Origin of the sequence: Thermus sp. LT1-2-5, from assembly GCF_040363165.1 — a bacterium.
Taxonomy (GTDB): domain Bacteria; phylum Deinococcota; class Deinococci; order Deinococcales; family Thermaceae; genus Thermus.
On sequence record NZ_BSRG01000023.1, the window covers coordinates 1 to 9,974 of the forward strand.

14 protein-coding genes and 4 tRNA genes are annotated in these 9,974 nt (G+C 66.1%); 5 read left to right on the forward strand and 13 right to left on the reverse strand.

All coding sequences use genetic code 11. From position 1 onward, the window contains the following. The 5 genes from ABXG85_RS12325 to ABXG85_RS12345 all read right to left on the reverse strand — a co-directional run. The coding region (locus tag ABXG85_RS12325; RefSeq protein ID WP_353513952.1) for a GTP-binding protein at positions 1–123 on the reverse strand (123 nt) is incomplete at its 3' end. 67 nt (positions 124–190) lie between these two features. After that, a tRNA-Thr gene (locus ABXG85_RS12330) sits at positions 191–266 on the reverse strand. A 3-nt stretch (positions 267–269) separates the two neighbouring features. Further along, positions 270–345, reverse strand: a tRNA-Gly gene (locus ABXG85_RS12335). Positions 346–370: 25 nt separating this feature from the next. Next, positions 371–456: transfer RNA gene (locus ABXG85_RS12340), tRNA-Tyr, on the reverse strand. An 11-nt stretch (positions 457–467) separates the two neighbouring features. Beyond that, positions 468–543, reverse strand: a tRNA-Thr gene (locus ABXG85_RS12345). A gap of 70 nt (positions 544–613) precedes the next feature. Between ABXG85_RS12345 and ABXG85_RS12350 the strand changes: the two genes are divergently transcribed. After that, positions 614–1,909, forward strand: a complete 1,296-nt coding sequence (locus ABXG85_RS12350; RefSeq protein WP_353513922.1) for an MBL fold metallo-hydrolase — start codon at positions 614–616, stop codon at positions 1,907–1,909. On the opposite strand, the gene metF is transcribed toward ABXG85_RS12350, so the two are convergent. Continuing rightward, positions 1,906–2,787: a methylenetetrahydrofolate reductase [NAD(P)H] gene (gene metF, locus ABXG85_RS12355; RefSeq protein ID WP_353513923.1), complete on the reverse strand. Its 882-nt coding sequence runs from the start codon at positions 2,785–2,787 to the stop codon at positions 1,906–1,908. The genes ABXG85_RS12350 and metF overlap by 4 nt on opposite strands. Positions 2,788–2,842: 55 nt before the next feature. Between metF and ABXG85_RS12360 the strand changes: the two genes are divergently transcribed. Genes ABXG85_RS12360 through ABXG85_RS12375 form a run of 4 tightly spaced genes read left to right on the forward strand, consistent with a single transcriptional unit; the run spans position 2,843 to position 5,348 of the window. Next, complete coding sequence (locus tag ABXG85_RS12360) at positions 2,843–3,433, forward strand: nicotinamidase (protein WP_353513924.1); 591 nt, start codon at positions 2,843–2,845, stop codon at positions 3,431–3,433. Continuing rightward, positions 3,426–3,977, forward strand: a complete 552-nt coding sequence (locus ABXG85_RS12365; protein ID WP_353513925.1) for a DNA-3-methyladenine glycosylase family protein — start codon at positions 3,426–3,428, stop codon at positions 3,975–3,977. Before ABXG85_RS12360 ends, ABXG85_RS12365 begins: the two co-directional genes overlap by 8 nt. After that, entirely contained in the window at positions 3,959–4,555 is a 597-nt protein-coding gene (locus ABXG85_RS12370) for a hypothetical protein (protein ID WP_353513926.1), read from the forward strand. The genes ABXG85_RS12365 and ABXG85_RS12370 overlap by 19 nt, the downstream gene beginning before the upstream one ends. After that, positions 4,545–5,348, forward strand: coding sequence for a histidinol-phosphatase HisJ family protein (locus ABXG85_RS12375; protein ID WP_353513927.1), 804 nt, complete (start codon positions 4,545–4,547; stop codon positions 5,346–5,348). The genes ABXG85_RS12370 and ABXG85_RS12375 overlap by 11 nt, the downstream gene beginning before the upstream one ends. Here the strand turns inward: ABXG85_RS12375 and ABXG85_RS12380 are convergent. The 7 genes from ABXG85_RS12380 to ABXG85_RS12410 all read right to left on the reverse strand — a co-directional run bounded on the left by ABXG85_RS12380 (position 5,324) and on the right by ABXG85_RS12410 (position 9,961). Further along, positions 5,324–5,590, reverse strand: a complete 267-nt coding sequence (locus tag ABXG85_RS12380) for a hypothetical protein (RefSeq protein WP_353513928.1) — start codon at positions 5,588–5,590, stop codon at positions 5,324–5,326. The genes ABXG85_RS12375 and ABXG85_RS12380 overlap by 25 nt on opposite strands. 26 nt (positions 5,591–5,616) lie before the next feature. Further along, positions 5,617–6,219, reverse strand: a complete 603-nt coding sequence (locus ABXG85_RS12385; RefSeq protein WP_353513929.1) for a sulfite oxidase-like oxidoreductase — start codon at positions 6,217–6,219, stop codon at positions 5,617–5,619. A 44-nt stretch (positions 6,220–6,263) separates the two neighbouring features. Further along, positions 6,264–6,611 carry a DUF190 domain-containing protein gene (locus tag ABXG85_RS12390; protein ID WP_353513930.1) on the reverse strand — a complete coding sequence of 116 codons (348 nt, stop codon included), beginning with the start codon at positions 6,609–6,611 and terminating at the stop codon, positions 6,264–6,266. A 56-nt stretch (positions 6,612–6,667) separates the two neighbouring features. Continuing rightward, a complete protein-coding gene (locus ABXG85_RS12395) occupies positions 6,668–7,279 on the reverse strand; it encodes a helical membrane plugin domain-containing protein (RefSeq protein WP_353513931.1) in 612 nt (203 codons plus the stop codon). An 8-nt stretch (positions 7,280–7,287) separates the two neighbouring features. Further along, entirely contained in the window at positions 7,288–8,424 is a 1,137-nt protein-coding gene (locus tag ABXG85_RS12400; RefSeq protein WP_353513932.1) for an NAD(P)/FAD-dependent oxidoreductase, read from the reverse strand. Positions 8,425–8,511: 87 nt separating this feature from the next. Next, positions 8,512–9,513, reverse strand: coding sequence for a hypothetical protein (locus tag ABXG85_RS12405; protein WP_353513933.1), 1,002 nt, complete (start codon positions 9,511–9,513; stop codon positions 8,512–8,514). Then, a complete protein-coding gene (locus tag ABXG85_RS12410; protein ID WP_353513953.1) occupies positions 9,497–9,961 on the reverse strand; it encodes a c-type cytochrome in 465 nt (154 codons plus the stop codon). The genes ABXG85_RS12405 and ABXG85_RS12410 overlap by 17 nt, the downstream gene beginning before the upstream one ends. Positions 9,962–9,974 lie beyond the last annotated feature (13 nt).

Below are 9,974 nucleotides of genomic sequence, written 5' to 3' on the forward strand. Positions count from 1 at the left end.
CGGGTTCTCCGCCGCCGCTACGTACGTCAACGCCGCCGTCAACGTCGTCTTCCCGTGGTCCACGTGCCCAATCGTCCCCACGTTCACGTGAGGCTTCGTCCGGATAAACTCGCCCTTGGCCATGGTTCCTCCTCTTTCCTTGCACGCAAAGACCGCCCTGGGGGCCTTAGGCCCAGGGCAGACAAAAAGATGGAGCTCGCGGCCGGGCTCGAACCGGCGACCTCACCCTTACCAAGGGTGTGCTCTACCTGCTGAGCTACGCGAGCTCGTGGAGCGGGAGACGGGACTCGAACCCGCGACCCTCGGCTTGGGAAGCCGATGCTCTACCAACTGAGCTACTCCCGCATGGGGTGTGCGTGGGCACACCGTTTGGTGGGCAGGGCTGGATTCGAACCAGCGTAGGCGTGCGCCAACGGTTTTACAGACCGTCCCCTTTGGCCGCTCGGGCACCTGCCCACGCCCTCTTGTGGAGCCACCCAGGGGAGTTGAACCCCCAACCCCCCGATTACAAGTCGGGTGCTCTGCCTGTTGAGCTAGGGTGGCGGGACCGGGGATGGGACCCTGTCCGAGGGAATAGGCTAACACACCCCAGGGTGAGTGTCAAGATAAGGGCATGCGCATCGTACCTTTTGGCGCTACCCGGGAGGTGACGGGAAGCTGCCACCTCCTCTTGGCTGAGGGGCGGCGGGTGCTTCTGGACTGCGGGATGTTCCAGGGAAAGGAAGAGGAGAAAAACCTCGCCCCCTTCGGCTTTGACCCCAAGGGGGTGGAGGCGGTGATCCTCACCCACGCCCACCTGGACCACGTGGGCCGCCTCCCCAGGCTCTTCCGCGAGGGGTTTCGCGGGCCCGTCTACGCCACCCAAGCCACCCTCCTCCTGATGCGCATCGTCTTGCAGGACGCCCTAAAAGTGATGGAAAAGCCGTTTTTTGACGAGGAGGACGTGGAAGAGGTGTTCCGCCACACCAAGCCCCTGGAGTACGGGGAATGGCTCCGCCTGGGTAGCCTCACCCTTTCCCTCTCCCAGGCGGGCCACCTGCCCGGAAGCGGCTTCGTGGTGGCCCAAGGGGAGGGTAAGACCTTCGTGTACAGCGGGGACCTGGGCAACCGGGAAAAGGTGGTCCTCCCCGACCCTTCGCCTCCCCCTATGGCCGACCTCGTCCTCTGCGAGGGAACCTATGGCGATCGGCCCCACCGCTCCTTCGCCGCCACGGTGGAAGAGTTTTTGGAAATCCTCGGCCGGGTTTTAGGCCGCGGGGGTAAGGTCTATATCCCTTCCTTTGCCGTGGAGCGGGCGCAGGAGATCCTTTTCCTCCTTTATGAGAACGGCCACCGCCTGCCCAAGGCCCCCATCCTCCTGGACTCCCCCATGGCCGAACGGGTTTTGGAGTTATACCCGAGGCTCGTGCGCTACTTTAGCGAGGAGGTGCAGGACTACTTCCTAAAGGGCAAGAACCCCTTCCGCCCTCGAGGGCTTGTGGTAGCGGAAAACGCCGAGGCGTCCAAGGCCTTGGCCCAAGAACCCGGGCCCATGGTGGTCATCGCCGGAAGCGGGATGCTCTCGGGGGGGCGGATCCTCCACCACCTGAAGCACGGGCTGCCCGACCCTAAAAACGCCGTGGTCTTCGTGGGCTACCAGCCCCGGGGGGGCCTGGGAGCGGAGATCATCGCCCGGCCCGAGCGGGTGCGCATCCTGGGGCAGGAAGTGCCCCTTAGGGCCGAGGTGCACACCCTAGGCGGCTTCTCGGGCCATGCGGGGCAGGACGAGCTTCTGGACTGGCTCCAAGGCCAACCCCGGGTGGTTTTGGTCCACGGGGAAGAGGAAAAGCTTCTAGCCCTGGGCAAGCTCCTCGCCCTCCGGGGGCAAGAGGTGAGCCTGGGAAGCTTCGGGGAAGGGGTGGCGGTCTAGGCCACCGGGCGGAAGCCCAGCTGTTCTAAGACCATGCGGGTAGCGGGGCTCTTGTTTAGGGTGTAGAAGTGGACCCCCTCCACCCCCGCCTGGAGGAGCTCGGCCACCTGACGGGCGGCGTGGTCCACCCCGATCTCCAGAATGGCCTTGGGGTCATCCTGGTGGCGCTCCAGTTTGGAAAGGAGGGGACCAGGGATGCTGGCCCCGCAGACCTCGGTGAAGCGGCGGAGCTGGGCGTAGTTGGTGATGGGCATGATGCCGGGGAGGATGGGGATCTCTATCCCCGCACGCCGGGCCCTCTCCAGGAAGCCAAAGTAATGGGCGTTGTTGAAGAAAAGCTGGGTGATGGCAAAGTCCAAACCCGCCTCCACCTTGGCCTTGAAGTGGCGGAGGTCGGCCTGAAGGCTCTCGCTCTCCGGGTGCCCCTCGGGGTAGGCGGCCCCGCCCACGGAAACCTCCTCCCCATAGCGGGCCCGGATCAAGGCCACCAGCTCGGCGGCGTAGCGGAAGCCCTCGGGATGGGGTCGGAACACCCTTTCCCCTTGGGGCGGGTCCCCCCGCAGGGCAAGGAGGTTTTCCACCCCGCTTTCCACAAACCGGTCCAGGACCTCCCCCACCTCCGCCCGGCTCTGCCCCGCCACGGTGAGGTGGGCCAGGGGGGTTAGGCCAAGCTCCAATATCCTCCTCGCCCAAACCACGCTCCTTTCCCGGGTGCTCCCCATGGCCCCGTAGGTGATGGACACGAAGGCGGGGCGGAAGGCCTTGAGCTCGGCCATGGTGCGGAAAAGCGCCTCCTCCCCCTCCGCCGTCTTGGGGGGGAAGAACTCAAAGGAGAAAAGGGGCCCCTGGCGGCTTTTGAGGAGGTCCCGTATTTTCATGCTATAGAAGTGTAGCCCCTCCCCCACCCCCGGTCAAGGGTGGCACAATGGGGGTATGGTGGAAGTTCCGGAGATTCCCAAGGTGGAAGGCCTAGAGCTACCCGCTAAGGAAACGGCCCTCATCGTGGTGGACATGCAAAACGATTTCGCCCACCCCCAAGGGGCCCTCTTCGTGCCCGAGGCCCCCAAAAGCGTCCCCGCCATCCGGCTTCTTCTGCAACGGGCGCGGGCGGCGGGGGCTAGGGTGGTCTACACCCAAGACTGGCACCGGGAGGACGACCCCGAGTTCCAGATCTGGCCCCGGCACGCCGTGGCCGGCACCTGGGGAGCGGAGATCCTCGAGGAGCTCCGCCCCGAGCCCGGCGACCTCATCGTGCAGAAGGTGCGCTACGACGCCTTCTACGGCACCCCCTTGGACCACTACCTGCACCTATGGGGGGTAAAGCACGTGGTGGTCACGGGGACCGTGGCCAACATCTGCGTGCTCCACACCGCAGGCTCCGCCGCCTTGCGCTGGTACCAGGTGGTCCTGCCCGAGGACGCCACCAGCGCCCTCACCCCCTTTGACCTCCAGGCCGCCCTCCGCCAGGTCGCCTTCCTCTACCAGGGCAAGGTGACCCGGGCCGAAGGGGTGCGGTTTGTTTGAGCACCCCCTCCTGTTGGCCTTCTTGGCCCGGCACGGCCCCGCCCCCTTCCACCCCCACCCCGTGCCCCGGCGGGACCCTTTCCGGGTTTTGGCGGAAAGCATCGTGGCCCAGCAGCTTTCTGGCAAGGCGGCGGAGGCCCTCACCACCCGGCTCTGGCAGCGGGTGGAACCCCGGCCGGAGGCAGTGGCCAGGCTTCCCCTCGAGGCCCTGCGCCAGGTGGGGCTCTCCTGGGCTAAGGCCCAGGCGTTGCACCACCTGGCGGCCAAGGCCCAAGAAGGCCTCCTAGAAGGCCTGGAGGCCCTGGAGGACGAGGCGGTGAAGGAACGGCTTTTGCGCATACGGGGCGTGGGCCCCTGGACGGCGGAGATGTTCCTCATGTTCGGTCTGGGGCGGCCCGACGTCTGGCCGGTGGGGGACCTGGGCCTAAGGCGGGCGGCCAAGGCCCTTTTTGGCGTGGAGGAATCGGGGCTACCGGCCTGGGGCGAACCCTTCCGCCCCTACCGGAGCCACCTCGCTTGGTACCTATGGCGGAGCCTGGACTAGTTCCCCTGGAAACGGCGGCGGGGGAAGGGGAAGTGGCCCTGTTGCGGCGGGCTTTGGCCTTGGGCTTTCCCGTGGCCCCCACCTGGGTGGCGGGCCTGGAGGAGGAGTTCTTCCGCCTGAATAACCTCCCTGAGCGCATCGGGAGGCTCTTCCAGGGGGTCTTCGGGGTGCGGGTGGACGAGGAGCGGCTTCTCCTGGCAGCACAGGAGGCGGAAAGGGCGGTGCGGGAAAGCTACCTCCTGCCCGAGCGGGCCGAGGCCTTCCTGGAAGCGCTAAAGGGGCGGGGGCCCTTCCTCCTGCGCCGGGTAGGGGAAGGGGAGGCCCACCCCGCAGCCACCCCCCAGGAGGCCCTCTTTGCCCTGAAGCGGCTTTGGGCAAAGGCCTTCCGGGTGGAGGCCCTCTTGGCCCGCTACCCCGCCCTCTTACCCCCCTTTGTTCCCGTTTTGGTGCAGGAGGCAGGGGCTCCCGAGGAAGACCCCTTCTTGTCCTTAGACCTGGCGAAGGCCCTGGGACAAGGGGTGGTGGCCTACGCCTGGCGGGGGCTTCTCGTTCGGATAGAATGGTCCCATGGTGGATAGCCACGTCCACACCCCCCTCTGCGGCCATGCGGAGGGGGCCCCGGGGGAGTACCTCTTCCAGGCCAGAAGGGCAGGGCTAAAGGGCCTCATTTTCACCGACCACAGCCCCATGCCCTCCTGGTACGACCCCCAGAGCCGCATGCGCCTTTCCGAGCTCCCCTTTTACCTCCTGGCCCTGGAAAGGGTGCGGGAGCTTCACCCCGAGCTCTATGTGGGGATCGGCCTCGAGGCCGACTTCCACCCCGGCACCGAGGCCTTCGTGAGGACCCTCCTCAAGAGCTACCCCTTTGACTACGTGATCGGCAGCGTCCACTACCTGGGCGCCTGGCCCCTGGACCACCCAGACCACCAGGAGGAGTACGCCTGGCGCGAGCTGGCGGAGGTGTTCCGCGCCTACTTCCAGGAGGTGGAAAAGGCGGCGCGAAGCGGCCTTTTCCATGCCATCGGCCACCTGGACCTGCCCAAGAAGTTCGGCCACCGCCTGGAGGAGGAAGCGCTTCTGGAACTCGCCGAGCCCGCCTTACGGGCCGTGGCCGAGGAAGGGCTTTTCCTGGACGTGAACACCGCCGGGCTCCGCAACCCGGCCAAGGAGGTCTACCCCGCCTTTTGCCTCCTTAGGCGGGCCCAGGAGCTGGGCATCCCCGTGGTCCTGGGCTCCGACGCCCACCGCCCAGAGCAGGTGGGCTTCGCCTTCCAAGAGGCGGTGGAGCTCCTCCTGCGGTTGGGCTACCAGGAAGCCTTCTACTTCCAAGAGGGAAGGCCCCGGGCCTATCCCTTGTCCAAGGCCTCGTAGACCTTTGCCTCCTGGCCCCGAAGGTCCAGATCCTCCCGCCTTCCCCCCGCCGCCTCGTAGGCCCGCACCGCCGCCACCAGGCGGGAAAAGGCCTCGGCGCAGGGGTCGGGGGCGGGGGCCTCGTACTCCATGAAGGTGACCCGCTCGTACTCCTCCCCGTACTCCAGGGCCTCCCGCTCCACACAGGCCTCGTAGGCCTTTAAGGCCTCGTCCACCCCGAGCTGGGCTTCCTTGAGGGTCATCCTCCCACCTCCTTAGCCTGATTATATCAGGTTTTCTTACTGCGAAACCTCAGGCTTGCGGCGGGGATGGGACCTTCCTGGAAGCGCTCCTCCCGCCAAGGGTCCCCCCGCCAGTGGTAGCCCAGCCGTTCCCAAAACCCCAGCTCCAGGTGGTCCAAAAGCTCTATGCCCCGCACCCACTTGGCGCTCTTCCAGGCGTAGAGGTGGGGCACCAGCAGGCGCACGGGACCGCCCCGCTCGGGGGGAAGGGGCTTGCCGAAGAGGGTGTGGGCCAGGATCACGTCCTCCCGCAAAAGGTCTTCCAGGAGGAGGTTGGTGGTGTAGCCCCCGTAGGCGTGGACCAAGGCGGCCACCGCCTCGGGCTTGGGCCTCGCCCGTTCCAGAAGGTCCCGGACCCGCACCCCCTTCCAGGCCACGTCCAGCCGGCTCCAGCGGGTGACGCAGTGGAAGTCCCGGGTGAGCTCCACCTGGGGCAGGGCCAGGAGGTCCGGGTAGGTGAGGGTGAGGGGGGAGTCCACCAGGCCGAAGAGGCTAAAGCGCCACGTTTCGGGCGCTACCTTGGGTTCTTCCCCGTAGGTGAGGATGGGGAAGCGCTCGGTGACGATCTGGCCCGGGGGGATCCTTCCCATGCCCTTAGGCTAGGGCGGAAGGGGCAGGAAAAAAGGAAGGGAGCTTACCGGCTTTGGTAGCGGAGGACCCTCACCTTCTCTAGGGTGATGAGCCCCTCCTTCACCATCCCCTCCAGAACGGGCAGGAAGGCGTGGATCTTCTCCTCGGTGTCCACGATCTCCACCACCACGGGCAGGTCCTCGGAAAGCTGCAGGACCTTGGCGGTGTGGATGCGGGAATGGGCGCCATACCCCATGAAGCCCTTGAGCACCGTGGCCCCCGCCAGGCCCCGCCGCTTCGCCTCCAAAACGATGGCCTCGTGGAGGGGGCGGCCCCCAAACCGGTCCGACTCCCCCAGGAAGATGCGAAGGAGCAAGGCTTCGCCCGCAAGGCCCTGAGGGTTCTCGGCCATGGGAACAGGCTACCACAAAAGGGGCCGGGAAGCTTCCCGGCCCCTTTGGGGCAGGGTTACTTTTTGGGCATCATCTTGGCCATCATGGCCTCGAGGGCCTTCATGTCCTCGTTCATGTGGCCAAAGGCCTTGCCCAGGGCCTTGAGGAGGAGGAAAAGCACGCCCAAGGCCTTTTGCACCTCGGGGTCGGCCAGTTGCTTGAGGAGGCCCGCCAGGCCCACCCGGGGAGGGTCCCGCAGGGTTTCGGGGGTAAAGGTGTCGGCCAGCCCCCGCTCCAGGGCGCTGGCCATCATGCCGATGGCGGCGGGCTCAATGCGGGAGAGGATGTCCAAGAGGTTGGCCCCGTGGGAGATGAGCCTTAGAAGCTGGGGCTCCATGAGCATCCCCAAGCCCTCGCCGAAATTCTCGGAAAGGTGGCCGAGAAAGGCCAAGGCCCCCGATTTCTCCAGCTTCTCCAGGGTTTCTACCAGCTTCCCCAAGGCCTCCGCCTGGTCCAGGAAGCGGGCCAGGAGGGAAACAAGCTCCAGGTTCTTGGGGTCCAAAAGGAGGCCCAGGTTCTCGGAAAGGGTCTCCCCCGCCCCCATCTGGGCCAAAAGGCCAAGCCCGCTTTTTTCCAGCACCGCCTCTATGCGGGCAAGGCGCTCTTCCACCGTCGCGGTCTTCTCCATAACCCCTCCTACTCGATGAGGGTGGCGAACCAGAAGCCCTCGAAGAGCATCTTGGTCACCCGCACCCACTTGCCCACGGCCATCACGCCACAAGAGGGCATGCCGGTACCCGCCAGGAGCCTTTCAAAGGAGCACTGGGGCAGGAGCGCGTTGTCCCCGAAGTCCATGATGCACATGGCCACGGGGTTGAAGGGCTCGCCGATGTAGGCCCCCTTGAGGTCGGAGGCGATGACCCCGGCCACGTACTCCCCCTGGAAGTGGGCCACCACCCCGGCGGGGGGCAACATGAGGGCGGGGTTCACGGTGTCGCCGATGACGAACACGTTGGGGAACCTAGGGGATCGGAAGGTGGTCTTGTGCACCTCGGGGAAGCCGTTCGGCCCCGCCAGGGGAGATTCCCGCACCACCCGGTTGGGAGCGAAGGGGGGCGTGAGGATAAGGAGGTCGTAGGCGAGCTCCCGCCCATCCTTGGCCTTCACCTTGCCGCCTTCAAAGGCCACCGGCTCAAACTCCCCGTGGAAGGCGATGCCCTTGGACTTGAGGATCTCCAGGACCTTGCTGGAAATCACCGGGCCCATGCCCGCCAGGGGGGCCGGGTTCAGGTGGAAGACCTCCACCGTGCTCTTCTCCCGCACCCCCTTCACCTTGAGGGCGAACTCCACCTGCCCCGCCACCTCATAAGGCGCGGGGGGGCAGGGGTAGTAAGGGGAGGAAACCCCCACCACCACCCGGCCCCCCTTGAAGTCCTTCAGGGCCTGGCGGAGCTTCAAGGCCCCCTCGAGGCTCCAGGGGGCATGCCCGTCCTTGGCGGGGGAAGGCATGGCCTCCGCCCCCAAGGACACGATGAGGTAATCGTAGGTGAGTTCCCCAGCGCTGGTCTTCACCTTGTTGTGGTCTGGGTCCAAAGCCTCTACCGTGGCCTGAAGGTACTGGATGCCCCGTTTTTCCAGGTTGGCGAGGGGCCTGCGCACCTCCTCGGGCTCCCGCATGCCGAAGGCCACCCAGGGGTAGGCGGGCATGAACTCGTGGTAGGCGTTCTTGTCCACCAAGGTGACCTCCACCTCCCGTCCCAGAAGCCTCTTCACCTTGTTGGCCGCCACCAGGCCGCCCGAGCCACCTCCTAGGACCAAAACCTTCGTCGCCATCTGCCACCTCCCGGGTACCTGTACCACGTACCCCTAAGCTCAGTTTCCTCCCGGGCTTCTTGTGAAGGTAGGTGCAAATGACCCAGCTTAGCCCCGAGATAGCCGTGCGGCGAAGAGGAGGCCAAGCCCCAGGAAGCCCAGGACCTCTCCTGCTCCAACCCCCCGACCCAGGGCGGGCAGGAGGTACCAGGCAAGGTGGACGAGGTGGAAGGCCAGGATCCAAAGGGCCACGGGGAGGAGGAAGCGGGCCTCCCGCTTGGGTAGGTTGGTGAGGAGGTAGAGGAAGGGGAGGAAAAACCCCCCTACCACCCAAAGGGCGGCCACCTCGTCCCAAGGGCCCTCTAGACGTTTCAGGTAGAACTCCACCTCGTGGGGCAGGTCGGCGCCCCAGACGATGATGAGGGTGGTGGCCTCCACGTAGATCCAGATGATGGAGAAGGCCAGGAGGAGGTTGGTGTGGTTCTGGGCCTGGCCTAGGAGGGCAGGCGTCCCCTTCCTGGCCGCCAGGGCCACGGCCAGGGAAAGGGCGAGGAGGACGGCGGAAAGGAGGAGGATGGCCCCGTAGGAGGCGGAGTAGAAGTGGGCCTCGAGGCTCTTGAAGAGGTCAAAGGCGAGGAAGGTGCCCGCCACAAAGCTTAGGGCAAGCCCCCAGGCCCCCACCTCCGCCCGGTGCTCCCCAGGGCGAAGCCTGGTCAAGACCCAGGCGAAAAGGGCGAAGAAGGCAAGGTAGCGGAGGAGGAAAAAAGGCGCATTCAGGTAAGGGGCGCGGTGGCGCAGGATGGGGTCGGAAAGGGCCTCGGGCCTGGCCCAGGGAAAGAGCTCGGGCAGGAAGAGGAAAAAGGGCAGACCCAAGAGGCCCATGAGGGGCAGGAGCCGGGCCAAGGGGTAGAGGTAGGGCTCCAAGGGAATCCCCCAGCGGCTCCTTATGGCGTTGTGGAGGAGGAGGAGCAAAAGGGCCCCCAGGGAGAGGAGGAGGAAAAAGGCGAAGGGAAAGTAAGCGGCGGGGGCCCCGAAGAGAAAGGCCAGGGCGTATAGCCCCAGGCCCAAGGCCCAAGGCCAAGCGCGGGGAGCCTCAATGGACCTCTGCATCCGTCACCTCCCTAGGGCAGGCTGCCTCCAGGAGGCAGCGCTTGATGTAGTGGGCGATGAGCCAGCGCTCCCTCTCGGGAATACGGCTTTTATAGGAAAGCATGCGGCCAAACCCGTTGGTGGCGGCGAAGTAAAAGTAGCCCTCGGGCATCCCCCGCACCGCAGGGTCGTGGTAGGAGCGGGGCTTGGGCACCCCTAGGGGGATGACCCGGCCATCCCCCTCTCCCCGCACCCCGTGGCAGACGGCGCAAAAGCTCTGGTAAAGCGCCTTGCCCCGCAAAAGCTCCGCTTGGGTGAAGGCGTAGGGGTTTTCCGCAAAGCCCCCTTCCGGCTTTACCCCAAGCCGCACCTCGGGGTTCAGGTTCTCCCCGAAGCGCACCCGCTCCTCCGGCACCTCCACCGCCAAGGGCGCGGGGCGGAAGGCCTTGGCCTTGGGCTGGTCCCACATCCAGCCGCAGGCG

Coding starts and splice junctions, on each gene's coding strand:
- ABXG85_RS12360 (WP_353513924.1), top strand. CDS start 2,843: ATGGTGGAAGTTCCGGAGATTCCCAAGGTGGAAGGCCTAGAGCTACCC.
- metF (WP_353513923.1), bottom strand. CDS start 2,787: ATGAAAATACGGGACCTCCTCAAAAGCCGCCAGGGGCCCCTTTTCTCC.
- ABXG85_RS12370 (WP_353513926.1), top strand. CDS start 3,959: ATGGCGGAGCCTGGACTAGTTCCCCTGGAAACGGCGGCGGGGGAAGGG.
- ABXG85_RS12410 (WP_353513953.1), bottom strand. CDS start 9,961: ATGTGGGACCAGCCCAAGGCCAAGGCCTTCCGCCCCGCGCCCTTGGCG.
- ABXG85_RS12390 (WP_353513930.1), bottom strand. CDS start 6,611: ATGGCCGAGAACCCTCAGGGCCTTGCGGGCGAAGCCTTGCTCCTTCGC.
- ABXG85_RS12380 (WP_353513928.1), bottom strand. CDS start 5,590: ATGACCCTCAAGGAAGCCCAGCTCGGGGTGGACGAGGCCTTAAAGGCC.
- ABXG85_RS12385 (WP_353513929.1), bottom strand. CDS start 6,219: ATGGGAAGGATCCCCCCGGGCCAGATCGTCACCGAGCGCTTCCCCATC.
- ABXG85_RS12405 (WP_353513933.1), bottom strand. CDS start 9,513: ATGCAGAGGTCCATTGAGGCTCCCCGCGCTTGGCCTTGGGCCTTGGGC.
- ABXG85_RS12395 (WP_353513931.1), bottom strand. CDS start 7,279: ATGGAGAAGACCGCGACGGTGGAAGAGCGCCTTGCCCGCATAGAGGCG.
- ABXG85_RS12375 (WP_353513927.1), top strand. CDS start 4,545: ATGGTGGATAGCCACGTCCACACCCCCCTCTGCGGCCATGCGGAGGGG.
- ABXG85_RS12400 (WP_353513932.1), bottom strand. CDS start 8,424: ATGGCGACGAAGGTTTTGGTCCTAGGAGGTGGCTCGGGCGGCCTGGTG.
- ABXG85_RS12350 (WP_353513922.1), top strand. CDS start 614: ATGCGCATCGTACCTTTTGGCGCTACCCGGGAGGTGACGGGAAGCTGC.